A 26,383-nucleotide genomic window follows, 5' to 3' on the forward strand; every position below is an offset into this window, starting at 1 on the left:
CGGGCACCGCTTGTCACCAGGCCATCAGGCGGTGACGATCCAGCCTTCCAGGGGGTCGAAGGCAGGCAGACCCCATTGCGGATGGCCGCCGGCGCGCTGGCTCAGCGCCCAAGCCGCCTGAAGCAGGCACAGGACGGCGTCGAGCGCGTCGCCCCGTGGATCGTCGGCCAGGGCATCGCGCTGGGCATGGCTGAGTTTCAGGCGCAGCCCTGCGGCTTGCAGCAGCGGCACCAGCCCATTCTCCAGCGCGTTTACCAGGGTCTTGCGGGCAATCAGGCGATCAGCCGTCTGCTTGGCCTTGTCGTCGCTCTTGTATGAGGTGTTGCCGAGCACGCTGCGCGCCAGCAAGCCGGGGTAGGCCTCCAGCGCCACGCGCTGTGGGTCGCCCAGACACAACCCTGGCAAACTCACGCCCGCGTCCACCAGCCGAGGCACGCCGGCATGCAGCATGTAGGCCACCGGCGGATTGACCCACTTCATGCTCGGGCTGGAGCCAGCCGGGCCATCGGTGGCGCGATGCGCAAACTTGCCGCCCGCGGGTCGAGCGTCGCAAAAGCCGGAAAACGCGGCGCGGATCTGCTCGCGGCTCAGACTGGCGTAATGCCGCAGACAGGGCAGCCACTCGGTGGGCCAGCCCAATGCGGTGACCAGCTCTCGCGGCAAACCAAACGGCAGATCGAAGCCGCCCACCCAGGGCGAGACATCGGGTCGCGCCAGGTGCTCGGCCCAGGCGTCCAGGCTGTCAAAAGACAACACGTTTTCCAGCAACACGCGGCCACGATCGATGCGTCCGACCGCCAGCGTGATGGGCTTGCGGCGGGTGGGCGCGCTGGTGAAATCACAGCCCAGCAGCACGGTGTGCTCAGCGTTGTCGCTCATCCCAGCCCCAGCGCCACGACGCCGCCGGCAATGCACGCAGCACCGAGCACCCGCAAACCGCGGTCACCCTCGCCCAGCAAGTGGCCACCAATCAGCGCGGCGAACAACATGGAGACCTCACGCGCTGGCGCCACATGCGACAGCGGTGCCTCTTTCATCGCATACAGCACCAGCACGTAGGCCACGGGACTGAACAGCGCCACGGCCAGCGCCGGCCGCCATTGATGGCGCCAGAGTGCCCAGGCGGCAGGGCGGTCGCGCATGGCATTGGGCGCGAGCAAGGCCACCCGAACGAAGTTGCCCATGTAATCCACCAGAATGGGTGACATCAGCAGCCACTTCACCGCGTAGCCGTCCACCACGGTGTAGGCCGCGATGAACGCACCAGTGAGCAGCCCATAGGCCACCCCGGTGTGCACCCGCTGCCGCGCCACCGGATCGCGCGCTGCACGCAGCAGGCGCGGGCCACCCGCGATCAGGAAAACACCGCTGACCACGCCGGCAATGCCGGCCGCTGCCAGGGCAGACACCTGCTCGCCCAGGAACACGATGGCCACCATCGACGACAGCAGCGGGCCGAAACCCCGCGCCAGCGGATAGACCACGGTCAGATCGGACTTGCGGTAGCCGCGCAGCAGCACCACAAAATAAACCACGTGCAGCAAGCCACTGGCCAGCACAAAACCCCATTCTGTCAGGCCCCAGCGGGGCACCTCGGCACGCCCCAGCCACCAGCCCAGCGGCGCCCAGATGAGCATGGCGAGTACCGAGATGAAAAACGCAAAGCGCGCATCGCCACCAGCCTGCTTGGCCACGATGTTCCAGCCAGCATGAATCAGGCCGGCGAGCACGATCAAGGCGAAGGCGGTGGGTGACATGAAGACGGAAACAAAAAACCGCAGCCCTCATCAGAGAGGCTGCGGTCTGCAGTGCGGCGAGGAGCAAAAGCCGATCAGGCTCGTCCGATGATGCTGGCGGTGGCCATCAGCTCTTCGAGCAGGGCCAGCGACACGCGGCCCGACACGCTGTACGGATCAAACTCCGGCTTCTCCGAGTACTTCAGCACGATCGAGGTGTTGAGTTTGGACAGGTTGACTTGGCCCATGGTCCAGCCCCCGAACCGGCGCTCGGCGATCTCTTCGTAATGCAGCAACACCACGTCGGTGTGACGCTCGTCGGCTGCGATGTGGTTGTACAAGGCGTTCACCGCGGTGCGGCCGCCTTCGATGGCCTGCAGGAACACACCCCCGCCGTAGCACAGCACCCCTGTGATGCCGTTGCCCAGGTTGTGCGAGCGGGATGAATCTAGGATGGATTCGATGACTTGGGCGCTGTCTTTGCTGACGGCGCGACTGACATAGAGCAGACGGACAAGCATGGGTGACTCGGGTTGGTGATCGGATTCAGTTCTTGCGAGGAATCAGCGAGAGGAATTCACGCCGCAGGTTGGGGTCCTTGAGGAACACGCCGCGCATGACCGAATTGATCATCTTGCTGTCCATGTCCTTCACGCCGCGCCAGGCCATGCAGTAGTGGCTGGCCTCCATCACGATGGCCAGGCCATCGGGCTGGGTCTTTTCCTGGATCAGGTCCGCCAGCTGCACCACGGCCTCTTCCTGAATCTGCGGCCGGCCCATGATCCATTCGGCCAGGCGAGCGTACTTCGAGAGTCCGATCACATTGGTGTGCTCATTGGGCATGACGCCAATCCAGATCTTGCCGATGACCGGGCAGAAATGGTGGCTGCAGGCACTGCGCACCGTGATCGGGCCGACGATGAGCAGCTCGTTCAGGTGCTCGGCGTTGGGGAACTCCGTCACCGCCGGGCCCTTGACGTAACGGCCGTTGAACACCTCGCGGATGTACATCTTGGCGACCCGGCGCGCGGTATCGCCGGTGTTGTGGTCGTTTTCCAGGTCTATTACCAGGCTGTCAAGCACGCCCTGCATCTTCCCCGTGACCTCATCCAGCAGCAGGTCGAGTTCGCCGGGACGGATGAATTCCGCGATGTTGTCATTGGAATGGAAGCGCTGGCGAGATGCCTTGATGCGCTCGCGGATCTTGACCGAAACGGGCACGCCCACGTCGTCATCCGGGGAGGTCTCAGGTGTCATGGCGGGTTCGTTCTTCATGAGCATGGCGCATGCTAACACCGGGCTGCAGCGCCCTGAATACCGGGCCACGCACAGGGGTCTTGAGCGCGATCGCTAGTACCGGTACCCGGTCAGGAACAGCGTGGTGCGCATCACCGCAAAGGCCAGGCGATCCAGCGCGCGCTGCTGCCAGGGGCGGCGGCGCAACTGCTCGATCTCGATCTGGTTGGATCCATGCTGCAAGATGGCATCCAGACAATCGTGCAGCAGCGAGGCAAAGCGCCGGTCGGTCGTGCTCACGTTGGCCTCGCGCGCCAAAAGCAGCGACAGCGGATCGAGGTTGGTCGACCCGACCGTGGCCCAGCGCCGGTCCACCACCGCCACCTTGGCATGCAGGGCGCTCGGCCCGTATTCGTGGATCTCGATGCCGGCGTCCAGCAGTGTCTGGTACACCGGCCGCGCGGCGCGGTACTGCATGAAGTGTTCGTACTTGCCCTGCAACAGCAGGCGCACGCGCACGCCACGCTGTGCCGCCAGCGTCAGCGCGCGGCGCAGTTTGCGTCCAGGGACGAAATAGGCGTTGGCGATCACGATGTCCTGGCGCGACGCGCCGATGGCCTTCAGGTATGCGCGCTCAATGTCGTGACGGTGGCTGACGTTGTCGCGCAACTGCAGCTCGGCCCGCGCATCGTCCACACCCAGTGGGCCATCGGTGAAGGCGTCCTCGGCGCCACCTTCGGCGTCCGCGTTGACCCGGCCCAGGCCGGTGCGCGCTTCCAGCTTGCCAAGCAGGCGCGAGAAGTCCCCTACCGGACTGGTCTCACGCAAGGCCTCCCAGGCAGCCCGAAACTCACGCTGGCGTGCCTTGCGCACCGCCTGCAGGCGCCACCAGAGCTGCTCCATGGTCTCAGTCATGTCGGCCACCAGCGGCCCGGCCACGCGCAGCGAAAAATCAAGCCGCGGCGCACTGAGCCGGCCCAACGCCACATCGTCCTGGTCATCGATGATGTTGATGCCGCCGCAAAATCCCACCGTGCCGTCGATCACACACAGCTTTCGGTGCAGCCGGCGCCAGCGGCTGGGGATCAGCAGACCGAGACGCCCGAGCGGTGCATAGACCCGCCAGCGCACCCCGGCGGCGGCAAATCGCCGCTGCCACTCCACCGGTATGTGGGGTGTACCCACGCCATCCACCACCAGCCGCACACGCACGCCGCGCTGTGCCGCCCGCTCCAGCGCCTGCGCCACGCTCAGCGCCGAGCCAGCGAACTCAAAAATGTAGGTCTCCAGATGTACCACCGAGCGCGCCGCGTCCATCGCCTCGACCAGCGCCGGGAAAAATGCCGCACCATTCTCAAGCAGCAACAGCTGGTGGCCGCTGCGCAGCTGGCCCCGCCGGACGCGAGGCGTGTCCTCGGGCTGAGGTCGGGTGGGCACTACAGCTCGAGCTCCGCAATCAGGGGCAGGTGGTCCGACATGCGTGTCCAGGCCTTGCCATGCGGCACATGGGCCATGACCGGGCGCAGGCCCCGCACGTAGATGCGGTCCAGGTGGAGCAGCGGCAGGCGCGAGGGGTAGGTGGGCAGGCGCAGACTGTCGAAGGTGCGCAGGTCCAGATCGGCCATGGGCTTGTGCAGCTTCGCACCCCAGTCGTTGAAGTCGCCGGCCACGATCAGCGGCGCGGTCTCGGGCAACTCGCGCCGGATGTATTCACCCAGCCGCTGCACCTGGCGCTCGCGGCTGGCGTGGATCAGGCCAAAGTGCACCACCACCACGTGCACATCCAGGCCTTCGACCAACAGCTGCGCATGCAGCAGGCCACGCTGCTCGAAGCGGTGGTCCGACACATCGGAGTGTTTGCTGTCGAGCACTGGCCAGCGCGAGAGCAAGGCGTTGCCGTGCTCGCCGTGGCGGGTGATGGCGTTGGTGCGGTACACCGCCTCGTAGCCATCCGGCGTGAGGTAGTTGGCCTGATCCAGATCGGGCCAGCGGGTGAACTGCTTTTCCAGCTTGCGGTGGTGGCGCCGCACCTCTTGCAGGCAGATGATGTCGGCGTCGAACTGCTCCACCGCGTGCACCAGGTTGTGGATCTCCAGCCGCCGCGACGGGCCCATGCCCTGTACGCCCTTGTGGATGTTGTAGGTGGCGACACGCAGAATGCTCATGGGCAAATCATGCCACCAACGGGGCGGCCTTCCCTTCAATGCCCTGCGGTACCGTCAAGGGAGCGGGAGGCCAGCGCGCCCAGCCTGGGCAGCCAGGCGATCGCCTCGGCGTTGGACGGTGAAAAACAGCGATCTGCCGCCTGCGCCCAAGGCAGCCAAATCTGGCTGCGGTGTTCACGCGCGCTCAAACGCACCGGCATGGCGCGCGGAATGCACAGGCCAAACACATGTTCGGTGTTGTGGGTGATGCCAGGACCATAACGAGGCAACCACTGCGGGTAGATCTCGTAGACGTTCTCCAGGCCCCAGTCGCTCAGCACATGACCATAGCCACGAGCGTCCAGCCCGGTTTCTTCGCTCACCTCACGCACCGCCGTCTCCACAAACGACTCGTGCTCCGCGTCTTTGGATCCAGTCACCGACTGCCAGAAGCCAGGCGCATCGGCACGTTCAATCAGCAACACGTCGAGGGCTGGGGTGTGGATCACCACCAGCACAGACTGAGGAATTTTGAACGAAGTGGTCATGAAAAAAGGGCGCTGAACCAGCGCCCTTTTATTCTGCCGCAAGCGCCAATCAGGCTGGCTTGACCAGGTCCGCATTGCGCAGCCGGATGTGCAGCTCGCGCAGCTGCTTTTCGTCCACCAGGCTGGGTGCCTGGGTCAGCAGACACTGGGCGCGCTGGGTCTTGGGGAAGGCGATCACGTCGCGGATCGACTCGGCGCCGGCCATGAGCGTCACGATGCGGTCCAGACCAAAGGCCAGGCCACCGTGGGGCGGCGCGCCGTACTGCAGCGCATCCAGCAGGAAGCCGAACTTGACCTGAGCCTCTTCTGGCGTGATCTTGAGGGCGTCGAAGACCTTTTGCTGAACGGCAGCGGTGTGGATACGCACCGAGCCGCCACCGATTTCCCAGCCGTTCAACACCATGTCGTAGCCCTTGGCGATGCATTTCTCGGGAGCGGTGACCATCCAGTCTTCGTGGCCATCCTTGGGCGCGGTGAAGGGGTGGTGCACGGCGGTCCAGCGGTCGGCTTCTTCGTCGTGTTCAAACATGGGGAAGTCCACCACCCACATCGGTGCCCAGCGGTCTTCGAACAGGCCGTTTTTCTTACCCAGCGGGCTGTGGCCGATCTTCAGGCGCAGCGCGCCGATGGCGTCGTTCACCACCTTGGCCTTGTCGGCACCGAAGAAGATGATGTCGCCGTCCTGGGCTGCCGTGCGCTGCAGGATCTCCGCGATGGCGACATCGTGGATGTTCTTCACGATGGGCGACTGCAAGCCATCGCGGCCCTTGGCCACTTCGTTGACCTTGATCCAGGCCAGGCCCTTGGCACCGTAGATCTTGACGAACTCGGTGTAAGCGTCGATCTCACTGCGTGGCATTTCGGCACCGCCGCGCACACACAGGGCCACCACACGGCCACCCTTCATCTGAGCCGGTGCGCTGAACACCTTGAAGTCCACGTCACCCATGACGTTGGTGAGCTCGGTCAACTCCATCTTCACGCGCAGATCGGGCTTGTCGGAACCAAAGCGGTGCATGGCTTCGGCGTAGGGCATCACCGGGAAGTCGCCCAGGTCGACACCCAGGGTGTTTTGGAACACCGTTTTGATCATGCCCTGGAACATATCCCGGATTTCTTCTTCGCCGAGGAAAGAGGTCTCGATATCGATCTGGGTGAACTCGGGCTGGCGATCTGCGCGCAGGTCTTCGTCGCGGAAGCACTTGGTGATCTGGTAGTAGCGATCAAAGCCGGCCACCATGAGCAGCTGCTTGAACAGCTGGGGTGACTGCGGCAAAGCGAAAAAATGGCCATCGTGCACGCGGCTGGGCACCAGATAGTCGCGAGCGCCCTCGGGCGTGCTCTTGGTGAGCATCGGAGTTTCGATGTCGATGAAACCGTTGGCGTCCAGAAATTTGCGTACTTCCATGGCCACGCGGTAGCGCAGCATGAGATTGTTCTGCATGTAGGGGCGGCGCAGGTCGAGCACGCGGTGGGTCAGGCGCGTGGTCTCGGAGAGGTTCTCGTCATCGAGCTGAAACGGCGGCGTGACCGAAGCGTTGAGCACCTTGAGTTCGTGGCAAAGCACCTCGATCTGGCCACTTTTGAGCTTGTCGTTGGTGGTGCCAGCCGGGCGGGAGCGCACCAGGCCAGTAACCTGCACACAGTACTCATTGCGTACGTCTTCGGCGGTGGCGAACATCTCGGCGCGATCGGGGTCACAGACCACCTGCACGTACCCTTCGCGGTCGCGCAGGTCGACGAAAATCACGCCGCCGTGGTCGCGGCGGCGGTTCACCCAGCCGCACAGGGAAACGGTTTCGCCCAGATGGGCTTCGGTCACAAGACCGCAGTAGGTGGAGCGCATGGCCATGTCAATTCTTCTTTCAACGGTTTCGCAGCCGTAGGGCTGCGCAGGAATACTTCAGTTTGGCGAGTCCGCAGCTGGCTGCCGGGCTAGCACCGTTTCGACGGCCGCGTTGCGCGGGCCACCGGGCACGATCACGCCCATGGAAATGATGTAGGTGAGTGCTTCGTCCACGCTCATCTTCAGCTCCACACAATGGGTCTTGCGAACCATTACGAAATAGCCACCCGTGGGGTTGGGTGTGGTGGGCACAAACACGCTGTAGAACTCATCGTCCTCGCGGGCAAAGGTGCTGGTGGACTGCAAGCGCTGCAGCACTTCGCCGCCCGGCGAGCCGGTGAGGAAGGCGATGGTCCACATGCCATCGTGTGGCCACTGCACCAGCAGCGCCTTGCGAAAGGCATTGCCTTTCTCCGAAAACAGCGTGTCCGACACCTGCTTGACGCCGGAATAGATCGAGCGAACCACCGGGATGCGGTGCAGCAGCGCGTGCCACCAGTGAACCAGCCGGTTGCCGATGATGTTGGATGCCAGCGCCCCGATGGAGAGCACGACGAGAAACGCAAACGCCACGCCCAGGCCAGGAATGTGCACGCCGAACAGCTGGTCCGGCTGCCAGCGCACCGGCAGGATGTTCAGGGTCTGGTCCAGCGTGGACACCACCCAATCGAGTACCCAGAGGGTGATGATGAGCGGCACCAGCACCAGCAGGCCGGACAGCAACCATTTGCGCACAGACACCATGGGAAGGAGGCTCAGTCTGCTTTGCGAGGGCTGGGCGCGGACGATACGGCGGCCGGCGCCGGCGCCGGCGCCGACGCAGCGGGCGCGGGTGCAACCGCCGGCGCGGCGGTCGGCGCCGGTGCGGCGGGAGCAGCATCACCCGATTTCGGGGCTGTATCGCCGCTGGCCTTGGCGTTGGCGGGCGCCGAGGCCGCGGTCTGGCCGTTGCGGAAATCGGTCACGTACCAGCCCGAGCCTTTGAGCTGGAAGCCGGCGGCGGTGAGCTGCTTCTGGAAATGGGCCTCGCCGCATGCGGGGCACACGGTCAAAGGCGCATCGGACACTTTCTGCAAAGCATCTTTGGCATGACCGCAGGACGTGCACTTGTAGGCGTAGATCGGCATGGTGAAACCCGTGGAGGAATGAGGAGGCTCGGCGCTTGGGCACAGCCGGCCCGCAGGCTCCCGGAGGGAGCGAAACCCGCCATTATAAATTGGGGGTGCCGCCAGCGGTTGCCGATCGGGCCCCTTGGCGCCAATCGGCAGCGGCGCCCTACCAGAGGCGAAGGCGCATGAACACCTGCATCAGCATCAGGCCGAGCAAAAACCCCACTCCGCCCCAGATCACCGCCTGCAGCAGGCGGTTGGTGCGTCGTTGCTCGGCCAGCAGGCTATCGAGCTCGCGCCGCAGCTCATGCGGCTTGTGCTGCAGGAAGTCGTGCAGCAGGCGAGGCAACGCTGGCAGCAGTTTGGCGTATTGCGGCGCCTCGGACTTGAGCTGCTGCAGTAGCTTCTGGGGTCCGACCTGCTCCAGCATCCATTTCTCCAAAAATGGCTTGGCAGTGTTCCAGAGGTCGAGATCGGGATCCAGCTCGCGGCCCAAGCCTTCGATGTTGAGCAGGGTTTTCTGCAGCAGTACCAGCTGAGGCTGGATTTCCACCTGGAAGCGGCGCGAGGTCTGGAACAGGCGCATCAGCACCATGCCGAGCGAAATTTCCTTGAGTGGGCGGTCGAAATAAGGCTCGCAGACGGCGCGAATGGCGCCTTCCAACTCATCGATGCGGGTCTCGGCCGGCACCCAGCCGCTCTCCACGTGCAGCTCGGCCACGCGTTTGTAGTCGCGCCGAAAAAAGGCTGTGAAGTTCTGCGCCAGGTACTCTTTGTCGAACTCAGTGAGCGTGCCCACAATGCCGAAGTCCAGCGAGATGTAGCGCCCGAACGTGGCCGGATCCACGCTGACCTGGATGTTGCCCGGGTGCATGTCGGCATGGAAGAAGCCGTCGCGAAACACCTGGGTGAAAAAAATCGTCACTCCGTCGCGCGCCAACCTCGGGATGTCCACACCACGTCGGCGCAGCTCGGCCACCTTGTTGATCGGCAGCCCGTGCATGCGCTCCATCACCATCACCTCGGTGTGGCAGTAGTCCCAGAACATCTCGGGAATGAGCACCAAGTCCAGCCCCGCCATGTTGCGGCGCAGCTGGGCGGCGTTGGACGCCTCGCGCAGCAGGTCCAGCTCTTCGTGCAGGTACTTGTCGAACTCGCCGACCACCTCGCGCGGCTTCAAGCGTTTGCCATCAGCCGACAGCTTTTCCACCCAGCCAGCCATCATGCGCATCAGGCTCAGGTCTTTCTCGATCGCCGGCAGCATGTTGGGCCGCAGCACCTTGACCGCCACCTCGCGACCGCGATGGCGACCCGTCCTGAGGGTGGCGAAATGCACCTGCGCGATCGAGGCACTGGCCACCGGCACCTGGTCGAACTGGGTGAACACGGCATCCAGCGGTTTGCCAAACGCCCGCTCGATGGTGGCCACTGCCACCTCGCTCGGGAACGGCGGCACGCGGTCTTGCAGCAGCGCCAGCTCGTCGGCGATATCGGGTGGCAGCAGGTCGCGCCGGGTGGAGAGCACCTGGCCAAACTTGACGAAAATCGGGCCCAGTCGCTCCAGCGCCTGGCGCAGGCGCACGCCGCGCGGCGCATCCAACTTTCGACCGAAGCGAACAATGCGGGTGAGCCGGCGCAGCCACGGATGCTGGAAGCTGGAGAGCACCAGCTCGTCCAGCCCGTAACGCAACACCACCCAGATGATGAAGGCGCCGCGGTAGAAACGCGTCATGCCGGGTTTCCGCCGCCAGCGCCTGGGTCAGGCGCCTGACCCGGTGCCTCAGTCGGCTGGGCAAACGGTGGCTTGGGCACCCGGTCCACGAAGCGGCGCACCGCCTGCGTGGCACTGCGGGCAAACTGGCCGATGCGGTGGGCGGTGGCGTCACCGACCACGCGCGAGAGGTCTTCCTCCACATCCCACCGCACGTTGTCGACCAGCCAGGCCACCTCGGACGCCAGCTGCACGTCACCCTTCACATCCACCTCGGGTTTGTCACCCAGCAGCGCCGTTTGAGCCAGCGCCAGGGGCGAGGTCTGGGTCAGTGTCATGGTCAGCTCGGGGGTGGGCACGCCCACCGGGCGCTCCAGCAGACCGGCCGCGGTAGCGGCCAGCGTGAGGTGAAAATCGCCCCATTGCACGCGCACCGGCTTGCCCTGCTGGCGCCTGAGGCGCTCCTGTGCCTGCGGTTCCTGCATCAGCACGTGGTTGAGCAGGATGACAAGGCGGTTTTGCAGCTCATCGACCACCCAGCCGGGTGGCTGCAGTTTGCTCAGCAGCGACTGCAGAAAGTCGCGTGGTGAACGAGGGTCGGCGTTGGCGCCGGATGAGGACTCGGGGGCATCGGTGTTCATGACCGTCGATTTTGACGGATAAACCGTCGGCCTCGCGGCCCGCAGGGCATGGGTCCCCGCAGATTCGCCTATTGCAGGGCCTGAACGCCCGCCACCAGCCAGCCGCCCGGCCCTGACCGAGGCCGGGTGATGCTCCAGACCTCGCGAAACGGGTTGGGACCCGAGGACACATCCTCGCGGATCAAGCCGGAGAACTCCACGCTGGCCATGTAGCCTTCGGGGAACTCCTCGATGCCCAGCAGCCGGGCTTCGAGCATGACCACGTCGGTGCGGTTCACCGAGCCGCCCTGCGCCTGTTCGCGCTCGGCCAGCTGCACCTTGATCTGGTCCAGCATGCCGTCGGTCATCATGGCGCGCAAGGCGGGAATGTCGGACCGGTCCCAGGCTTCCTGAAGGCTCACGAAATTGGCCTTGGAGGCCTTGAGAAAGCCCGCGCTGTCGAAGCCTTCGGGCACCCCCCAGGACGGGTCGTCGCTCACGGTGGAGTCGAAGCCGGCGCTCGCGTCTGCGGCCCCGTCTTGGTGCTCCCATGGCCGGGCAGAGGCATCGTTGCCGACGTTCTTGGCGTTATAGCCGCGCGGCGTGGCTGGATCGAACTGCGAACTGCCAGCCGCACCGCCAGCCGCTTGGTAGGCCAAGCCGGGCGGCGCAGTCGCAGCGCGGCGGCGCCAGAACAGGCCCAGCGCCGCCAGCACCACCACCGCCACCAAGGCCAGCAGCAACAACTGACCAAATATCTCTCCGAAACCCAACGCCGTCGCCAGCCAGGCCAGGCCCAGGCCTGCCGCCAGTCCACCCAGCAGGCCACCCCCGGTTCGCGGTGGGGCTGCCGCCGGCGCAGACGAGGTGGAACGCTGGACCGACTGGGCCACCCCCGGCGCTGCGGGTGCGGCCGCCACGCGCTGGATCCCAACCGGCGAGACCTGGCCGACCGACAGCCCGTTGCCGAGTGGCATGGCCCAGGAAGCTTGCGCGCCCAGGCTCAGCGCGCAGGCCAGCACCATGGACCCCATCAGCTTGCTGCTCGTCACCACGTCATGCCTTCCTTCGTCTGTGCACCCGGCCCGCTCAGCACTTGATGCCCATGTGAAGCGCCACCACCCCGCCGCTGAGGTTGTGAACATCCACATGTCCAAAACCGGCGACCTTCATCATCTGGCGCAGGGTCTCCTGGTCGGGATGCATGCGAATCGATTCAGCCAGGTAGCGGTAGCTCTCGGCATCACCGGCGACCCACTGCCCCAGGCGCGGCAGGATGTTGAACGAGTACCAGTCGTAGGCTTTGGTCAGCGGCTGGGCCACGTGTGAGAACTCAAGCACCAGCAGCTTGCCGCCCGGCTTGAGCACGCGGCACATCTCGGCCAGTGCCAACTCTTTGTGGGTCATGTTGCGCAGGCCAAAGGCCACGCAGACAAAGTGGAAGCTGTCGCTGGCAAACGGCAGTTTTTCAGCGTCGCAGACGCTGGTGGGCAGGACCACACCCAGATCAAGCAGGCGATTACGCCCTTCGCGAAGCATGGCCTCGTTGATGTCGGTATGCACCACGCGGCCCGTCGGGCCGACCTTGCGGGCAAAGGCCAGGGCCAGGTCGCCCGTGCCACCGGCGATGTCGAGCACCTGATCGCCCGGCTGGGGGTTGGCCACCGTGAGGGTGTAGCGCTTCCAGACGCGGTGCAGGCCCACCGACATCAGGTCGTTCATGACGTCGTATTTGGGCGCCACCGAATCAAACACGCTGCGCACGCGCTTCGCCTTTTCGCGTTCGTCTACTGTCTTGAATCCGAAGTGTGTCGAGCCCATACCGCCGATGTTAGGCGCTAGTGGCTACCGCAGGACGATCCCGCCTTCTCCGGCATGGACGCATCGCGCTCCATGCCCGCTGCAAGCAGGCGGGCGTTGTAATCAGCCCACAATTCGGTCTGCTGGCTGCCCAGGAAATACAGGTAGTCCCAGGAAAAGATGCCGCTGCTGTGACCGTCGCTGAAGGTCGGCTGCACCGCGTAGTTGCCCACTGGCTCCAGCGCCACAATGCCGACCTCGCGCTTGCCCGTCTGCAGCACCTCCTGACCCGGGCCATGGCCCTGCACCTCGGCCGAAGGCGAATACACCCGCATCAGTTCGAACGGCAGGCGAAACGTCTGGCCGTCAGAAAAACCGATTTCCAGCACACGCGACTGGCTGTGCAGGGTGATGTCTTGCGGGGTGGGGGTGGTTTTGTTCAAGCCTGCCATTTTGAGTTTGCTCAGAGAAAAACTGTCGAAGGAACTGCTTGCGGTCAGCAAGAAAGCGCGCCGCCAGCAGACACCGTCAAGCCGACTTGCCGGACGGCTGGTGTCGCCCCCTCGAGGGGGTGACGCTGCAGGCGGCGCGGAGGTGCTTCAAACCAGCACGCGTTCAATACCGCCCTGGTTGGCCAGCGCCACGTACTCAGGCAACCAATCTTTGCCCAGAATCTGGTTGGCCATTTCCACCACGATGTAGTCGGCTTCGAGCAGGCCGTTGTTCAGGTCGTCGCCATAGCGGGTCAAGCCCTGCAGGCAGCTGGGGCAGGAGGTCAGGATCTTGATGTTGTCCTGTTGACCCACCGCGCCCGAGGCGCGCAACGCGGCTTCGCCCTTCTGGATTTCTTCTTCCTTTCGAAAGCGCACCTGAGTCGAAATATCGGGCCGGGTCACGCCCAGGGTGCCGGACTCGCCGCAGCAACGCTCGGACTTCATCACCTGATCGCCCACCAGGGCCTTCACCGTCTTCATTGAGTCCCCCAGCTTCATGGGGTTGTGACAAGGTTCGTGGTACAGATAGCCAGGCTGGCCCGCGGGCAGGGTGATGCCTTTTTCCAGCAGGTATTCGTGGATGTCGATGATGCGGCAGCCAGGGAAAATCTGGTCGAATTCGTAACCCTGCAGCTGGTCGTAACAAGTGCCGCAACTCACCACCACCGTCTTGATGTCGAGGTAGTTCAGCGTGTTGGCCACGCGGTGAAACAGCACCCGGTTGTCGGTGATGATTTTTTCCGCCTTGTCGAACTGCCCCGAGCCGCGCTGCGGGTAGCCGCAGCACAGGTAGCCTGGCGGCAGCACCGTCTGCACGCCTGCGTGCCAGAGCATGGCCTGGGTGGCCAAGCCGACCTGGCTGAACAGACGCTCAGAGCCACAACCCGGGAAATAGAACACCGCCTCGGTCTCGGCCGTGGTGGCCACCGGGTTGCGGATGATGGGCACGTAGTCCTTGTCTTCTATGTCCAGCAAGGCGCGCGCGGTTTTCTTGGGCAGTCCTCCCGGCATCTTCTTGTTGATGAAGTGGATCACCTGCTCTTTGATCGGCGCTGAGCCGAGCGTGGCCGGGGGGGCGTCGGTCTGCTTGCGCGCCAAGCGTTGCAGCAGCTTGTTGGCAATGCGTTGAGCCTTGAAGCCGATGTCGACCATGCCGCTGCGCATGAGCTTGATGGTCTGTGGGTTGGTCGCGTTGAGGAAAAACATGGCCGCGGCGTTGCCCGGTCGGAAGCTCTTCTGCCCCATCTTGCGCAACAGGTTGCGCATGTTCATGGTCACATCGCCGAAGTCGATATTCACCGGGCAAGGGCTCAGGCACTTGTGGCAGACCGTGCAGTGGTCGGCCACATCCTCGAACTCCTCCCAATGTTTGATGCTGACACCGCGGCGCGTCTGCTCTTCGTACAGAAACGCCTCGACTAGCAGCGAGGTGGCCAGGATTTTGTTGCGCGGGCTGTATAGCAGGTTGGCGCGCGGCACATGGGTGGCGCACACCGGCTTGCATTTGCCACAGCGCAGGCAGTCTTTCACGCTGTCGGCGATGGCGCCGATGTCACTCTGCTGCATGATGAGCGACTCGTGGCCCATCAGGCCAAAGCTGGGCGTGTAGGCATGAGACAGGTCGGCAGCGCGCACGTCTGCATCACCCTGCCCAGCTTTCGGTGCCCGCAACAGCTTGCCTTTGTTGAAACGACCCTCCGGATCCACCTTGGCCTTGTAGTCCGCAAACGGCTGCAGCTCGGCGTCGGTCAGGAACTCCAGCTTGGTGATGCCAATGCCATGTTCGCCCGAGATCACGCCGTCCAGGCTGCGCGCCAACACCATGATGCGGGCCACGGCTTCGTGCGCCGTCTGCAGCATCTCGTAATCGTCGCTGTTGACCGGCAGGTTGGTGTGCACGTTGCCGTCGCCCGCGTGCATGTGCAGTGCCGCCCAGACACGCCCCTTGAGCACCCGCTGGTGAATCGCCTGGCACTCGACCAGCAGCGGCGCAAAAGCACCTCCGTTGAAGATTTGCTGCAAGGGCGCGCGAAGCTGCAACTTCCAGCTGGCACGCAAGGTGTGGTCCTGCAGTTGCGGAAACAGCGTCTCGATGTCGCGCAGCCACAGGGCCCATTGGGCCTTGACCTCGCGCACCACGGCCAGCGCCTGCTGCACCCGGTCCCCCAGCAGCTCGGCGCTGGGGATGTCGCTGGCGTCATCTGTCTTGCCTAGCGGCAGGTTGCCGCGGGTCAGAAATTCTTCCAGCGCGACGCACAGCTTCAGTTTGTTGCGCAGCGAGAGCTCGATGTTGATGCGCTCGATGCCCTCGGTGTACTCGCCCATACGCGGCAACGGGATGACCACGTCTTCGTTGATCTTGAAGGCGTTGGTGTGCTTGCTGATGGCGGCGGTACGTTTGCGGTCGAGCCAGAATTTTTTTCGCGCTTCCGGGCTGATGGCGGTAAAGCCCTCACCGCTTCGCGAATTGGCGATGCGAATCACCTCGCTGGTGGCGCGTGCCACCGCGTCGGCATCGTCGCCCACGATATCCCCCACCAGCACCATTTTGGGCAGGCCGCCATTGCCCTTTTTGCTCTTGGTGGTGTAGCCCACCGCCTTCAAATAGCGGTCGTCAAGGTGTTCCAGGCCAGCAAGCAGCACCCCAGAGCGCTTTTGCTCAGCGAACATGAAGTCCTTGATTTCGACAATGCTGGGCACGCCGTCCTTCGGATTGCCGAAGAACTCCAGGCAAACGGTGCGCACATGCGCCGGCATGCGATGAACCACCCAGCGTGCGCTTGTGATCAGGCCGTCGCAGCCTTCTTTCTGAATGCCCGGCAGGCCGCTCAGGAACTTGTCGGTCACGTCCTTGCCCAAGCCTTCCTTGCGGAAGCTCTTGCCCGGGATCGCGAGCTGCTCGGTGCGTACCACCGTTTTGCCATCGGCCTCAAACGTCTTGAGCTCGAAGGTGGCGACCTCAGCGTCGTGGATCTTGCCCAGGTTGTGGTCCAGCCGCGTGACTTCCAGCCACTGCGCCTGCGGCGTCACCATGCGCCAGCTCACCAGGTTGTCCAGCGCCGTGCCCCAGAGCACGGCCTTCTTGCCGCCCGCATTCATCGCGATGTTGCCGCCGATGCAAGAGGCTTCTGCGCTGGTCGGGTCGACCGCAAACACATGGCCGGCGCGCTCGGCCGCATCGGCCACACGCTGGGTGACGACACCCGCTTCGGTCCAGACGGTGGGCAGCTTCTGGTCGTGGCCAGGCACCTGGACCCACTCCACTTCGGTCATGGCTTCGAGCTTTTCGGTGTTGATCACCGCGCTTTTCCAGGTCAGCGGAATGGCGCCGCCCGTGTAGCCGGTGCCGCCACCGCGCGGAATGATGGTCAAATCCAGCTCAACACAACCCTGCACCAGGCCCGCCATCTCGACCTCGGTGTCGGGCGTGAGCACCACAAACGGGTATTCCACGCGCCAGTCAGTCGCGTCGGTCACGTGCGACACGCGCGAGAGGCCGTCGAACTTGATGTTGTCTTTGGCGGTCAGACGCTTGAGCAGCTTCTGGGCCCGCTGGCGCAGGGCCGCCATCTGGTCGAAGGAGCGGGCGAAGGCATCCACCGACTGACTGGCCGCAGCCAGCAGCTCGACCACGAGCGCATCGCGCTCGGCGTCATCTTGCGGCGTGCGCCGCTTCTGCACCTCGCCCAGGCGGTGGTGCAAGGCATCGACCAGGGCACTGCGTCGCTTGGGGTTGTCGAGCAGGTCGTCTTGCAGGTAGGGGTTGCGTTGCACCACCCAGACATCGCCCAACACCTCGTACAGCATGCGTGCCGAGCGCCCGGTGCGCCGCTCACCCCGCAACACCTCCAGCAGCGACCACGCCCGCTCGCCCAACAAGCGCAGCACAATTTCACGATCTGAAAACGACGTGTAGTTGTAGGGGATTTCGCGCAGGCGCGGCGTGTCGGTGGTGGCGGTTTCGAGCAGCAAAAGCGGCGTGGGAGCGTTCATGGGGACAGCCTAGGGCATCAGAAGATGCTGAGCCTGAGGATGGTACCGCAGCGCACCATACACACACCCTGCTCATGGAAACCCCTGTTGTCATCTTTTCGAAACGCCCGTGCAATGCAACCGTCACATGACAAGCCTAAGCTTTCGACTCGTTCACACCCCAAGGAGACTTCATCCATGATCCCGCGCATCCATCCCGCCGCCGCCGCCCTGGCGCTGGCCGCCCTGGCCAGCAGCCCCGTTCACGCACAGACCGAAGTGCAGTGGTGGCACTCCATGGGTGGTGCCCTGGGCGAGTGGGTCAATGATCTGGCCAAGGAATTCAACGCCAGTCAGACACAGTACAAGGTCGTGCCTACCTTCAAAGGCAGCTACGACGAGTCCATGACCGCCGCCATCGCCGCCTTCCGTTCCGGCAATGCGCCTCACGTGCTGCAGGTGTTCGAAGTCGGCACCGCCACGATGATGGCCAGCAAGGGCGCGATCGTGCCCGTGGGCAAGGTCATGGCCGACGCCGGCGAAAAATTCGACCCCGCGGCCTATGTGCCTGCGGTGGCCGGTTACTACACCGCGCCCAGCGGTCAGATGTTGAGCATGCCGTTCAACAGCTCCACGCCGGTGTTCCACTACAGCAAAGACGCCTTCAAGGCCGCGGGCATGGACCCCGAGAAGCCACCGACCACCTGGCCTGAAGTGGCGCTGGCCGCCGGCAAGCTCAAGGCGGCCGGCCACAAGTGCCCCTTCACCACCAGCTGGATCAGCTGGACGCAGCTGGAGAGTTTCTCGGCCTGGCACAACACCGAGTTCGCCACCAAGGGCAACGGCATGCGCGGCATGGACGCACGCCTGAACTTCAACTCCCCCCTGCATGTGCGGCACATCGAAAACCTGGCCAACATGGCCAAGACTGGTTTGTTCGTCTACAAAGGCCGCGGCAATGCGGCAGATGCGACCTTCGTCTCGGGCGAGTGCGCCATGATCACTGGGTCATCAGGCCTGTACGGCAACGTCAAGCGCAACGCCAAGTTTGCCGCTGGCACCTCCACCCTGCCCTACTACCCCGATGTGCCCGGCGCGCCGCAAAACACCGTGATTGGTGGCGCCAGCCTATGGGTGATGTCGGGCAAAAAAGCCGACGAGTACAAGGGGGTGGCCAAGTTCTTCAGCTACCTCGGCCGGCCCGATGTGGCGGCAGCCAGTCACCAGCGCACCGGCTACCTGCCGGTCACCCTGGCCTCGTTCAAGATGACCGATGACAGCGGCTACTACAAGAAAAACCCGGGCACCGATGTGGCCGTGAATCAGATGATCCGCAAGACCACCGACAAGTCGCGCGGCATCCGACTGGGCAACTTCGTGCAGATCCGCACCATCATCGACGAGGAGCTCGAAGGCGTGTGGTCGGGCAAAAAGGCCCCAAAAGAAGCGCTCGACACCGCGGTGAAGCGAGGCAATGACCAGCTGGAACGCTTCGAGAAAGCCAACAAGCGCTGATATCGTATGAGCGAATCACCCGCCCCGGGCTAGCTAGTGCCCGGGGCGGGTTTTTCGTTGCTGCTGCCCATTCATTTCCGTTTCTAGAGCTTTCATGGAAAAACGCGTTCGCTTCCAATCGGCCTGGCTGCCCTGGCTTCTGATCGCGCCTCAAATGGTGATCGTGCTGGTGTTCTTTTTCTGGCCGGCAGGCCAGGCGATCTACCAGAGCCTGCTGACCCAGGATCCGTTCGGCCTGTCAACCCAGTTCGTGGGAATGGAGAACTTTGAGCGTCTGTGGAATGACGGCAGCTACCTTGCCTCGTTCAAGACCACGGCAGTGTTCTCGGTGCTGGTGGCGGTGATCGGTCTGGCCATCGCCCTGCTGTTGGCAGTGATGGCGGATCGCGTACTCAAGGGCGCGTCGGTTTACAAGACCTTGCTGATTTGGCCGTATGCCGTAGCGCCAGTTGTAGCTGGCGTGCTGTGGCTGTTCATGTTCGCCTCGCCGATGGGGGTAGTCGCCTACTACCTGCGTTCCGTCGGTATCGAATGGAACCACCTGCTGGACTCCAACCACGCCATGACGCTGATCGTGGCAGCGGCAGTCTGGAAGCAAATTTCGTACAACTTCCTGTTTTTCCTCGCCGGCCTGCAATCCATCCCCAAGTCGCTGATCGAGGCAGCTGCCATTGATGGCGCCAGTCCCTGGCACCGGTTCTGGACCATCGTCTTTCCGCTGCTCTCGCCCACCACGTTTTTCCTGCTGGTGATCAACATCGTCTACGCCTTCTTTGACACCTTCGGTATCGTGGACGCGACCACGCAGGGCGGCCCTGGCAAAGACACCGCCATCCTGGTCTACAAGGTGTATTACGACGGCTTCAAGGCACTGGACATGGGCGGCTCGGCCGCGCAGTCGGTGGTGCTCATGGTGGTGGTGATCACGCTCACGGTGATCCAGTTCCGCTTTGTCGAAAAGAAAGTGAACTACTGACCATGATCGAAAAACGCCCGGGCCTCACGGTCCTGTCCCATGTGGTCTTGCTGCTAGGTGTGCTCATCGTCGGCTTTCCGCTCTACATCACCCTGGTGGGCTCCACCCAGACGGCCGAGCAGATTGCACAATCGTTTCCGATGACGCTGCTGCCCGGTACCAACGCCTTGGAGACCTACCGCACCGCGCTGTTCGGTGGCTTCACCAGCGCCGGTAGCACGATTCCGGCGGCGGCACCCATGATGTGGGTCAGCCTGGTGAGCGCGCTGATCATCACCGTGGGCAAGATAGCCATCTCGCTGCTGTCCGCATTTGCCATCGTGTATTTCCGCTTTCCGATGCGCAACCTGGTGTTCTGGATGATCTTCGTCACCCTGATGCTGCCGGTGGAAGTCCGTATCGGCCCCACCTACGAGGTGGTAGCGAACCTGGGCATGCTCAACACCTATGCCGGCCTGACTGTGCCGCTCATTGCCAGCGCAACCGCTACCTTTTTGTTCCGGCAATTTTTCCTGACCGTGCCCGACGAGTTGGTGGAGGCCGCACGCATGGATGGCGCCGGACCGATGCGCTTCTTCAAAGACGTGCTTCTGCCGCTGTCGCGCACCTCGATCGCCGCGCTGTTCGTGATCCAGTTCATCTATGGCTGGAATCAATACCTGTGGCCGCTGCTGGTGACCACCGACGAATCCATGTATCCGGTGGTCATGGGCATCAAGCGGCTGATTTCCGGTGAGTCGTACACAGAGTGGAATGTGGTGATGGCCACCGCCATACTCGCCATGCTACCGCCTGCCCTGGTGGTGATGCTGATGCAGCGCTGGTTTGTCAAGGGCCTGGTGGACACTGAAAAGTAAGCGCCGACCTGCCCGATTTCCCCGATCAAAAGAAGCACCATGTCCTCCATTTCTCTCCGCAACATCGTCAAGCGCTACCGCACTGGTAAAACTGAACTGCAAGTCATCCACGGCGTCAACGCCGAGATCGCCCAGGGCGAATTCATCGTTATCGTCGGTCCCTCTGGCTGCGGCAAGTCCACCCTGCTGCGCATGGTCGCCGGGCTGGAAGACATCAGCGGTGGCGAGATCGCCATCGGTCCGCGCGTGGTCAACACATTGGAGCCAGCAGAGCGCGACATCGCGATGGTGTTTCAGAACTACGCTCTGTATCCGCACATGAGCGTGTTCGACAACATGGCCTATGGCCTGAAGATCAAGAAGATGCCTGTCGACGAGATCCGCCAGCGGGTAGACAAGGCAGCGGCCATCTTGGAGCTGGGTCATTTGCTGCAGCGCAAGCCACGAGAGCTCTCGGGTGGCCAGCGACAGCGCGTCGCCATGGGCCGCGCCATCGTCCGCCAGCCGCAGGTATTCCTGTTCGACGAGCCATTGTCCAACCTCGACGCCAAACTGCGCGCGCAGACCCGGCTGGAGATCCAGAAGCTACACCGCGAGCTGGGCATCACCTCGATGTTTGTCACCCACGACCAAGTGGAAGCCATGACGCTGGCGCAGCGCATGATCGTGATGAACGCCGGCAAGATGGAGCAGTTTGGTACCCCTGAAGAGGTCTACTCCCGCCCGGCCACCACCTTCGTCGCCAGCTTCATGGGCTCGCCACCAATGAACCTGATGAAAAACGCACCAGGTGGCAAGCCAGGCAGCATCCTCGGCATTCGCCCCGAACACCTGGACATCGGTGACACCGGATGGGCGCTGCAAGTGGAAACGGTGGAGCTGCTAGGCGCCGAGCGCCTGGTGCACGCCCGGCTGGGCGACGAAGGTCTCATCATCCGAACCAACGAAGACCAGCCCGCGCCTGCCGTGGGCAGCACCATCCGCGCCCAACCCCGAGAAGACCGGATGCACTGGTTTAGCGCGGACACCGGACAGCGGCAATGAGCAACGCGTTCAACGACCGTTGGAATTACCCGCGGTGGATCGCGCACCGCGGCGCTGGCAAGCTCGCGCCGGAAAATACCCTGGCTGCTTTTCGCCTTGGCGCCTCATATGGATACCGCATGTTCGAGTGCGACGCAAAGCTGAGCGCTGACGGCGTGCTCTTCTTGCTGCACGACGACACGCTGGAGCGCACCAGCAACGGCCAAGGCATCGCCGGCGAACAGCCGTGGGCCGTGATCAGCCAGCTCGATGCCGGCAGCTGGCATTCAAGAGCGTGGGCGGGCGAGCCGCTGCCCACGCTGGCTAACATGATCGGCTTTTGCGAGGCCAATGCCTACTTGATCAATATCGAAATCAAACCCACGCCGGGCCTGGAACATACCACCGGCCTCGCGGTCGCTCGCGAAGCGCGCCGCCTCTGGCCAGCAAACGCGGCGGGAGCTGCGCCGCTGCTCACCTCGTTCCAGCCCGAATCCCTGGCTGGAGCCCGCGAAGGTGCCGACGACTTGCCGCGCGGACTGCTGCTCGACAGCTTGTGGACGGGTTGGCTGGAAGCTGCAGTGTCGCTGGGTTGCTGCGCCATCGTCTGCCACCACCGGTTGTTGGACGCCACCACCGTGGCAGCCGTCCAAGGCGCGGGCCTGCGAACCCTGTCCTACACCGTCAACGATGAAGCTACCGCGCAGCGGCTACTGACCCTGGGGGTTGACGGCATCATCACCGACGCTGTAGACCGTTTCGCGCCGGGCGCGTGACCTTGACCGGGGAGCTCAGCGACCTCGCAGGCGCCAAGCCAGCGTGCCCTGCACGAACACCAGGCCAGCGTAAGTGGCCATCTTGCCGTCGCGGCCGAAATACACCAGTCCAGCCAGCAAGACCGCTACACCCGCAACAAACAGCCAAGCCAGCTCACGCCCGGGCCTACCGCCCGATTTGCGCTGCCCCCGTCGCAGCAGCAGGGCCAGCCAGAGCAACACCGCCACCCCCATCGCAGGCGCCAGAAACCCGGCGAGGTGAAGCAGCGGGTCGAAAAATGTCATATTGCAGTGCAAGGTACGGACGTAACCGCACAATTTTATAATCTAGCTATGTCTGTCTGGGCACTCGGTATCAACCATCAAACGGCTCCGCTCGATCTGCGGGGCCGTTTTGCGTTTGCGCTCGACCAGATCCAGCCGACTTTGAACGGTTACCGCCAGAGCCTGCCGCGCCAGCCCGAGGCCACGCTGCTGTCCACCTGCAACCGCACCGAGCTCTACGCCGCCGGTGACCAAGCGGCGGTGGAGCCCACGCTGGACTGGTTGGCCCAGACCGGTGGCGTGAGTACCCACGTGCTGCGTGACCACGCCTACATCCTGCGCGAGAACGATGCCGCGCGCCACGCTTTCCGGGTCGCCAGTGGGCTGGACAGCATGGTGCTGGGCGAGGCGCAAATCCTCGGTCAGATGAAGGATGCGGTGCGCGCCGCCGAAGAAGCCGGCGCCCTGGGCACAACTCTGCACCAGCTGTTCCAGCGCTCTTTCGCGGTGGCCAAGCAAGTGCGCAGCTCCACCGAAATCGGGGCTCACTCCATCAGCATGACGGCCGCCGCAGTACGCCTGGCAACGCAGCTGTTCGAAGACATCAAGGACATCCGGGTGCTGTTCGTCGGCGCCGGCGACATGATCGAGCTGGCGGCCACGCACTTCGCGGCCAAGACGCCCAAGAGCATGTCGATTGCCAACCGCACGCTGGAGCGTGGCGAAAAGCTGGCCGGACGTTTCGGCGCCGAAGTCATGCGCCTTGCCGAAATCCCCGATCGCCTGCACGAGTTTGACGCTGTGATCAGCTGCACTGCCAGCACCCTGCCCATCATCGGCCTGGGTGCAGTCGAGCGAGCGCTGAAGAAGCGCCGCCACCGCCCGATGTTCATGGTCGATCTCGCGGTGCCGCGCGACATCGAGGCCGAGGTCAAGGCACTGGACGACGTCTACCTTTACACCGTCGACGACCTGGCCAGCGTGGTGCAAACCGGCAAGGACAACCGGCAAGCCGCCGTAGCCCAGGCCGAGGTCATCATCGACGCGGGCGTGCTCAGCTTCATGCACTGGCTGCAGCAGCGCGACCCCGCCACCGGCATGGTGCCGCTGATCCAGCAAATCCACGCCCAGGCCGACGAGTGGCGCAGCGCCGAACTGGTGCGAGCCCGCAAACTGCTCGCCAAGGGCGAACCGGTTGAAGCGGTGCTCGAAGCCCTGTCCAAGGGACTGACACAAAAAATGCTACACGGCACCCTCGCCGAGCTGCGGTCTACCGACGCCGATAGCCGCGCCGCCACGGCGCACACCGTCTCCCGCCTGTTTCTGCGCGACAAGTCCTAGCGACTGTCGACCAACCAGCAGGCGCGCGCCCGGTTGGCGCGCGGGTCTGCCGTTCCGCCGATCGCTCCCATCTCACTTCCCCACCGCATGAAACCGTTTGTCCGTGACACCCTGCTGCGCCAGCGCGCCCGCCTGCACGAGCTGGACGCCTTGCTCGCGGCGCCCGACGTGGTTGACGACTTGCAGCGTTTTCGCAACCTGAGCCGCGAACACGCCGAGGCCGGCGCGGTGGTCGAGGTGTTCAACCGCTTTCTGCAGCGCGAAGCCGACCGCGCTGCGGCCCAAGACATGCTGCAAGACCCGGAAATGGCCGAGATGGCGCAGGAAGAGCTGGACAGCGCCGACACCGAGCTGGCCGCGCTGGACACCGAGCTGCAGCATCTGCTTCTGCCCAAAGACCCGGAAGACGAGCGCAATGCCTTCGTGGAAATCCGCGCCGGCACTGGCGGCGACGAGTCGGCCCTGTTTGCCGGCGACCTGGCCCGCATGATCACGCGCTACGCCGAGAGCCAGCGCTGGGTGGTAGAGGTGGTGAGTGAGTCGCCAGGAGAGCTGGGCGGCTACAAGGAGCTTGTGCTGCGCATCGTAGGCGCGGGCGCCTATGGCAAACTGCGGTTCGAATCGGGTGGGCACCGCGTGCAACGCGTGCCGGCTACCGAAACCCAAGGCCGTATCCACACCAGCGCTGCCACCGTGGCCGTGATGCCCGAGCCGGACGAAACCGAGGCGGTCAAGCTCAACCCGAGCGAACTGCGCATCGACACCTACCGCGCCAGCGGGGCCGGCGGGCAACACATCAACAAGACCGACTCGGCGGTGCGTGTCACCCACTTGCCCACCGGAATCACCGCTGAGTGTCAGGATGGCCGCAGCCAGCACAGCAACAAGGCCAAGGCCTTGCAGGTGCTCACTGCGCGCCTGCAGGAAAAAGACCGCAGCGAGCGCGCCGCCAAGGAGGCCGCCACCCGCAAGGACCTGATCGGCAGCGGCGACCGCAGCGACCGCATCCGCACCTACAACTTCCCGCAGGGCCGCCTGACCGACCACCGGATCAACCTCACCCTGTACAAGCTGCTGCAGGTGATGGAGGGCGATCTGGGCGATGTGATCCACGCGCTGCAGGTAGCCCGGGGCGCCGAGCTGATGGCCGAGCTCGAACACCGCCACGCGCCATGAAGGCCGCGCCTGCTACCACGCTGAGCGACGCCCTGCGCAACGCCCAGACCCAGGGTGTGGCGAGGCTGGACGCGCAAATGCTGTTGCTGAAGGCGCTGTCGTACGACCCGCATGACCGCGCCTGGCTGCTGGCCCACGACGGCGACCTTTTGCCGCCAGAGGTTGCCTCGCGCTTCAGCACCGCGGTGCAAGAGCGCCTGAGCGGCATGCCGATGGCTTACCTCACCGGCGAGCAGGCGTTTTTTGGTCTAACGCTGCGGGTGGACCGGCGGGTGCTGGTGCCCCGGCCCGACACCGAAACCCTGGTCGAGTGGGCACTGACGCTCTTGGCCGATTGGCCAGCCCCAGTCCCAGCCCCAGCGCAGGTGCTGGACCTGGGCACGGGTAGTGGGGCTGTGGCGCTGGCACTGAAATCTCAACAACCGACGCTCCATGTCTGCGCCACTGACGTGAGCGAGAACGCACTGGCGGTCGCGCGAGCCAACGCCCAGCGTCTCCGACTCACCATCGATTTCGCTACAGGCAGCTGGCTGGACGCCGTGCCCGGCCAGCACTTCCACCTCATCGTCAGTAACCCACCGTACATCGCCGAAGGCGACGCCCACCTGGCGGCGCTGACTCACGAGCCCCTGGGCGCGCTCACGGCAGGCGCGGATGGGCTGGACGACATCCGGTCGTTGATCATCGGCGCTCCCGCGGCCCTGCACCCCGGCGGCTGGCTGTTGCTGGAACACGGCTACGACCAGGCCAACCGGGTCAATGCCCTCTTGATCGAACGGGGCTTCGAAGCGGTCACCAGCCGCACCGACCTTGCGGGCATTGCGCGCTGCACTGGCGGGCGCTGGCCGGGCCAGCGATAATTGACCAATCTTGCGGGTCATTTCCGCTTCAACGCCCTTGAGAAAGCCTGAACCATGAGCGACGCCCACACCCAGATCGACCAGCTGGTCAAATCCAACGACATCGTGCTCTTCATGAAGGGCAACGCGAGTTTCCCCATGTGCGGCTTCTCCGGCCGCGCGATCCAGATTCTGAAGGCCTGTGGCGTTGACCCCAAGAGCGTCAAGACGGTGAACGTGCTGGAAGACGACGTCGTGCGCCAGGGCATAAAGGACTACAGCAAGTGGCCCACCATTCCCCAGCTGTATGTCAAAGGCGAATTTGTCGGCGGCTCCGACATCATGATGGAGATGTACGAGTCGGGCGAACTGCAGCAGGTCATCAACGGGCAGACCTGAA

The 26,383-nt window shown here is 64.1% G+C and carries 26 protein-coding genes; 9 read left to right on the top strand and 17 right to left on the bottom strand.

The window, feature by feature from the left end; all coding sequences use genetic code 11:
- Positions 1–24: 24 nt before the first annotated feature.
- The 16 genes from GPT34_RS00405 to GPT34_RS00480 form a co-directional block, all read right to left on the bottom strand.
- Entirely contained in the window at positions 25–879 is an 855-nt protein-coding gene (locus GPT34_RS00405) for a DUF429 domain-containing protein (RefSeq protein ID WP_291008159.1), read from the bottom strand.
- Positions 876–1,757 carry an EamA family transporter gene (locus GPT34_RS00410; RefSeq protein ID WP_291008161.1) on the bottom strand — a complete coding sequence of 294 codons (882 nt, stop codon included), beginning with the start codon at positions 1,755–1,757 and terminating at the stop codon, positions 876–878. The genes GPT34_RS00405 and GPT34_RS00410 overlap by 4 nt, the downstream gene beginning before the upstream one ends.
- Positions 1,758–1,831: 74 nt before the next feature.
- Positions 1,832–2,257 carry a BLUF domain-containing protein gene (locus GPT34_RS00415; RefSeq protein ID WP_291008163.1) on the bottom strand — a complete coding sequence of 142 codons (426 nt, stop codon included), beginning with the start codon at positions 2,255–2,257 and terminating at the stop codon, positions 1,832–1,834.
- Between the two features lie 25 nt (positions 2,258–2,282).
- Positions 2,283–3,017, bottom strand: coding sequence for a GTP cyclohydrolase I (gene folE / locus GPT34_RS00420; protein WP_291008165.1), 735 nt, complete (start codon positions 3,015–3,017; stop codon positions 2,283–2,285).
- A gap of 69 nt (positions 3,018–3,086) precedes the next feature.
- Positions 3,087–4,358: a cardiolipin synthase ClsB gene (gene clsB, locus GPT34_RS00425; RefSeq protein ID WP_291008994.1), complete on the bottom strand. Its 1,272-nt coding sequence runs from the start codon at positions 4,356–4,358 to the stop codon at positions 3,087–3,089.
- 50 nt (positions 4,359–4,408) lie between these two features.
- Positions 4,409–5,137 (bottom strand): endonuclease/exonuclease/phosphatase family protein, encoded by a 729-nt coding sequence (locus GPT34_RS00430; protein WP_291008167.1) that lies wholly within the window; start codon positions 5,135–5,137, stop codon positions 4,409–4,411.
- Positions 5,138–5,172: 35 nt separating this feature from the next.
- Positions 5,173–5,664 (bottom strand): dihydroneopterin triphosphate diphosphatase, encoded by a 492-nt coding sequence (gene nudB / locus GPT34_RS00435; protein ID WP_291008169.1) that lies wholly within the window; start codon positions 5,662–5,664, stop codon positions 5,173–5,175.
- 49 nt (positions 5,665–5,713) lie between these two features.
- The gene (gene aspS / locus GPT34_RS00440; protein ID WP_291008171.1) at positions 5,714–7,516 is read right to left on the bottom strand and encodes an aspartate--tRNA ligase; all 1,803 of its coding nucleotides are present in this window, start codon (positions 7,514–7,516) and stop codon (positions 5,714–5,716) included.
- 51 nt (positions 7,517–7,567) lie between these two features.
- On the bottom strand, positions 7,568–8,254 hold the full coding sequence (locus GPT34_RS00445; protein ID WP_291008173.1) for a DUF502 domain-containing protein: 687 nt from the start codon (positions 8,252–8,254) through the stop codon (positions 7,568–7,570).
- A gap of 11 nt (positions 8,255–8,265) precedes the next feature.
- Positions 8,266–8,637 (bottom strand): FmdB family zinc ribbon protein, encoded by a 372-nt coding sequence (locus tag GPT34_RS00450; protein ID WP_291008175.1) that lies wholly within the window; start codon positions 8,635–8,637, stop codon positions 8,266–8,268.
- A 148-nt stretch (positions 8,638–8,785) separates the two neighbouring features.
- Positions 8,786–10,351 (bottom strand): ubiquinone biosynthesis regulatory protein kinase UbiB, encoded by a 1,566-nt coding sequence (ubiB, locus tag GPT34_RS00455; RefSeq protein ID WP_291008178.1) that lies wholly within the window; start codon positions 10,349–10,351, stop codon positions 8,786–8,788.
- Positions 10,348–10,971: a hypothetical protein gene (locus GPT34_RS00460; RefSeq protein WP_291008181.1), complete on the bottom strand. Its 624-nt coding sequence runs from the start codon at positions 10,969–10,971 to the stop codon at positions 10,348–10,350. The genes ubiB and GPT34_RS00460 overlap by 4 nt, the downstream gene beginning before the upstream one ends.
- A gap of 68 nt (positions 10,972–11,039) precedes the next feature.
- Positions 11,040–12,002 carry a Tim44-like domain-containing protein gene (locus GPT34_RS00465; protein WP_291008184.1) on the bottom strand — a complete coding sequence of 321 codons (963 nt, stop codon included), beginning with the start codon at positions 12,000–12,002 and terminating at the stop codon, positions 11,040–11,042.
- Positions 12,003–12,039: 37 nt separating this feature from the next.
- Positions 12,040–12,771 carry a bifunctional demethylmenaquinone methyltransferase/2-methoxy-6-polyprenyl-1,4-benzoquinol methylase UbiE gene (gene ubiE / locus GPT34_RS00470; RefSeq protein WP_291008187.1) on the bottom strand — a complete coding sequence of 244 codons (732 nt, stop codon included), beginning with the start codon at positions 12,769–12,771 and terminating at the stop codon, positions 12,040–12,042.
- A gap of 17 nt (positions 12,772–12,788) precedes the next feature.
- Positions 12,789–13,202 carry a DUF971 domain-containing protein gene (locus GPT34_RS00475; protein WP_291008191.1) on the bottom strand — a complete coding sequence of 138 codons (414 nt, stop codon included), beginning with the start codon at positions 13,200–13,202 and terminating at the stop codon, positions 12,789–12,791.
- Positions 13,203–13,349: 147 nt separating this feature from the next.
- Positions 13,350–17,237: an FAD/FMN-binding oxidoreductase gene (locus GPT34_RS00480; RefSeq protein ID WP_291008194.1), complete on the bottom strand. Its 3,888-nt coding sequence runs from the start codon at positions 17,235–17,237 to the stop codon at positions 13,350–13,352.
- A 177-nt stretch (positions 17,238–17,414) separates the two neighbouring features.
- Between GPT34_RS00480 and ugpB the strand changes: the two genes are divergently transcribed.
- From ugpB to ugpQ, 5 genes are all read left to right on the top strand, one after another.
- Positions 17,415–18,731: a sn-glycerol-3-phosphate ABC transporter substrate-binding protein UgpB gene (gene ugpB, locus GPT34_RS00485; RefSeq protein WP_291008197.1), complete on the top strand. Its 1,317-nt coding sequence runs from the start codon at positions 17,415–17,417 to the stop codon at positions 18,729–18,731.
- A gap of 94 nt (positions 18,732–18,825) precedes the next feature.
- Positions 18,826–19,707: a sn-glycerol-3-phosphate ABC transporter permease UgpA gene (gene ugpA / locus GPT34_RS00490; protein ID WP_291008200.1), complete on the top strand. Its 882-nt coding sequence runs from the start codon at positions 18,826–18,828 to the stop codon at positions 19,705–19,707.
- 2 nt (positions 19,708–19,709) lie between these two features.
- Entirely contained in the window at positions 19,710–20,564 is an 855-nt protein-coding gene (ugpE, locus tag GPT34_RS00495; protein WP_291008203.1) for a sn-glycerol-3-phosphate ABC transporter permease UgpE, read from the top strand.
- Between the two features lie 39 nt (positions 20,565–20,603).
- On the top strand, positions 20,604–21,608 hold the full coding sequence (gene ugpC, locus GPT34_RS00500) for a sn-glycerol-3-phosphate ABC transporter ATP-binding protein UgpC (RefSeq protein WP_291008206.1): 1,005 nt from the start codon (positions 20,604–20,606) through the stop codon (positions 21,606–21,608).
- A complete protein-coding gene (gene ugpQ / locus GPT34_RS00505; RefSeq protein ID WP_291008209.1) occupies positions 21,605–22,363 on the top strand; it encodes a glycerophosphodiester phosphodiesterase in 759 nt (252 codons plus the stop codon). Before ugpC ends, ugpQ begins: the two co-directional genes overlap by 4 nt.
- A gap of 15 nt (positions 22,364–22,378) precedes the next feature.
- Here ugpQ and GPT34_RS00510 read toward each other — a convergent pair whose 3' ends face one another.
- Positions 22,379–22,648, bottom strand: a complete 270-nt coding sequence (locus tag GPT34_RS00510) for a hypothetical protein (protein WP_291008212.1) — start codon at positions 22,646–22,648, stop codon at positions 22,379–22,381.
- A 48-nt stretch (positions 22,649–22,696) separates the two neighbouring features.
- Here GPT34_RS00510 and hemA point away from each other — a divergent pair, with 48 nt between their 5' ends.
- The 4 genes from hemA (at position 22,697) to grxD (ending at position 26,382) form a co-directional block, all read left to right on the top strand.
- The gene (gene hemA, locus GPT34_RS00515; protein ID WP_291008214.1) at positions 22,697–23,968 is read left to right on the top strand and encodes a glutamyl-tRNA reductase; all 1,272 of its coding nucleotides are present in this window, start codon (positions 22,697–22,699) and stop codon (positions 23,966–23,968) included.
- Between the two features lie 87 nt (positions 23,969–24,055).
- Positions 24,056–25,144 carry a peptide chain release factor 1 gene (prfA, locus tag GPT34_RS00520; protein ID WP_291008216.1) on the top strand — a complete coding sequence of 363 codons (1,089 nt, stop codon included), beginning with the start codon at positions 24,056–24,058 and terminating at the stop codon, positions 25,142–25,144.
- The gene (prmC, locus tag GPT34_RS00525; protein ID WP_291008218.1) at positions 25,141–26,004 is read left to right on the top strand and encodes a peptide chain release factor N(5)-glutamine methyltransferase; all 864 of its coding nucleotides are present in this window, start codon (positions 25,141–25,143) and stop codon (positions 26,002–26,004) included. Before prfA ends, prmC begins: the two co-directional genes overlap by 4 nt.
- 54 nt (positions 26,005–26,058) lie before the next feature.
- Entirely contained in the window at positions 26,059–26,382 is a 324-nt protein-coding gene (gene grxD, locus GPT34_RS00530; protein WP_291008221.1) for a Grx4 family monothiol glutaredoxin, read from the top strand.
- Position 26,383 lies beyond the last annotated feature (1 nt).

It is taken from the genome of Hydrogenophaga sp. (genome assembly GCF_011390835.1).
Lineage (GTDB): Bacteria > Pseudomonadota > Gammaproteobacteria > Burkholderiales > Burkholderiaceae_C > Hydrogenophaga.

What these genes read in the sequence shown, in the direction of transcription:
- GPT34_RS00405 (WP_291008159.1), bottom strand. Translation starts at nt 879, where the DNA reads ATGAGCGACAACGCTGAGCACACCGTGCTGCTGGGCTGTGATTTCACC.
- GPT34_RS00410 (WP_291008161.1), bottom strand. Translation starts at nt 1,757, where the DNA reads ATGTCACCCACCGCCTTCGCCTTGATCGTGCTCGCCGGCCTGATTCAT.
- GPT34_RS00415 (WP_291008163.1), bottom strand. Translation starts at nt 2,257, where the DNA reads ATGCTTGTCCGTCTGCTCTATGTCAGTCGCGCCGTCAGCAAAGACAGC.
- folE (WP_291008165.1), bottom strand. Translation starts at nt 3,017, where the DNA reads ATGCTCATGAAGAACGAACCCGCCATGACACCTGAGACCTCCCCGGAT.
- GPT34_RS00430 (WP_291008167.1), bottom strand. Translation starts at nt 5,137, where the DNA reads ATGAGCATTCTGCGTGTCGCCACCTACAACATCCACAAGGGCGTACAG.
- nudB (WP_291008169.1), bottom strand. Translation starts at nt 5,664, where the DNA reads ATGACCACTTCGTTCAAAATTCCTCAGTCTGTGCTGGTGGTGATCCAC.
- aspS (WP_291008171.1), bottom strand. Translation starts at nt 7,516, where the DNA reads ATGGCCATGCGCTCCACCTACTGCGGTCTTGTGACCGAAGCCCATCTG.
- GPT34_RS00445 (WP_291008173.1), bottom strand. Translation starts at nt 8,254, where the DNA reads ATGGTGTCTGTGCGCAAATGGTTGCTGTCCGGCCTGCTGGTGCTGGTG.
- GPT34_RS00450 (WP_291008175.1), bottom strand. Translation starts at nt 8,637, where the DNA reads ATGCCGATCTACGCCTACAAGTGCACGTCCTGCGGTCATGCCAAAGAT.
- ubiB (WP_291008178.1), bottom strand. Translation starts at nt 10,351, where the DNA reads ATGACGCGTTTCTACCGCGGCGCCTTCATCATCTGGGTGGTGTTGCGT.
- GPT34_RS00460 (WP_291008181.1), bottom strand. Translation starts at nt 10,971, where the DNA reads ATGAACACCGATGCCCCCGAGTCCTCATCCGGCGCCAACGCCGACCCT.
- ubiE (WP_291008187.1), bottom strand. Translation starts at nt 12,771, where the DNA reads ATGGGCTCGACACACTTCGGATTCAAGACAGTAGACGAACGCGAAAAG.
- GPT34_RS00475 (WP_291008191.1), bottom strand. Translation starts at nt 13,202, where the DNA reads ATGGCAGGCTTGAACAAAACCACCCCCACCCCGCAAGACATCACCCTG.
- GPT34_RS00480 (WP_291008194.1), bottom strand. Translation starts at nt 17,237, where the DNA reads ATGAACGCTCCCACGCCGCTTTTGCTGCTCGAAACCGCCACCACCGAC.
- ugpB (WP_291008197.1), top strand. Translation starts at nt 17,415, where the DNA reads ATGATCCCGCGCATCCATCCCGCCGCCGCCGCCCTGGCGCTGGCCGCC.
- ugpA (WP_291008200.1), top strand. Translation starts at nt 18,826, where the DNA reads ATGGAAAAACGCGTTCGCTTCCAATCGGCCTGGCTGCCCTGGCTTCTG.
- ugpE (WP_291008203.1), top strand. Translation starts at nt 19,710, where the DNA reads ATGATCGAAAAACGCCCGGGCCTCACGGTCCTGTCCCATGTGGTCTTG.
- ugpC (WP_291008206.1), top strand. Translation starts at nt 20,604, where the DNA reads ATGTCCTCCATTTCTCTCCGCAACATCGTCAAGCGCTACCGCACTGGT.
- ugpQ (WP_291008209.1), top strand. Translation starts at nt 21,605, where the DNA reads ATGAGCAACGCGTTCAACGACCGTTGGAATTACCCGCGGTGGATCGCG.
- GPT34_RS00510 (WP_291008212.1), bottom strand. Translation starts at nt 22,648, where the DNA reads ATGACATTTTTCGACCCGCTGCTTCACCTCGCCGGGTTTCTGGCGCCT.
- hemA (WP_291008214.1), top strand. Translation starts at nt 22,697, where the DNA reads ATGTCTGTCTGGGCACTCGGTATCAACCATCAAACGGCTCCGCTCGAT.
- prfA (WP_291008216.1), top strand. Translation starts at nt 24,056, where the DNA reads ATGAAACCGTTTGTCCGTGACACCCTGCTGCGCCAGCGCGCCCGCCTG.
- prmC (WP_291008218.1), top strand. Translation starts at nt 25,141, where the DNA reads ATGAAGGCCGCGCCTGCTACCACGCTGAGCGACGCCCTGCGCAACGCC.
- grxD (WP_291008221.1), top strand. Translation starts at nt 26,059, where the DNA reads ATGAGCGACGCCCACACCCAGATCGACCAGCTGGTCAAATCCAACGAC.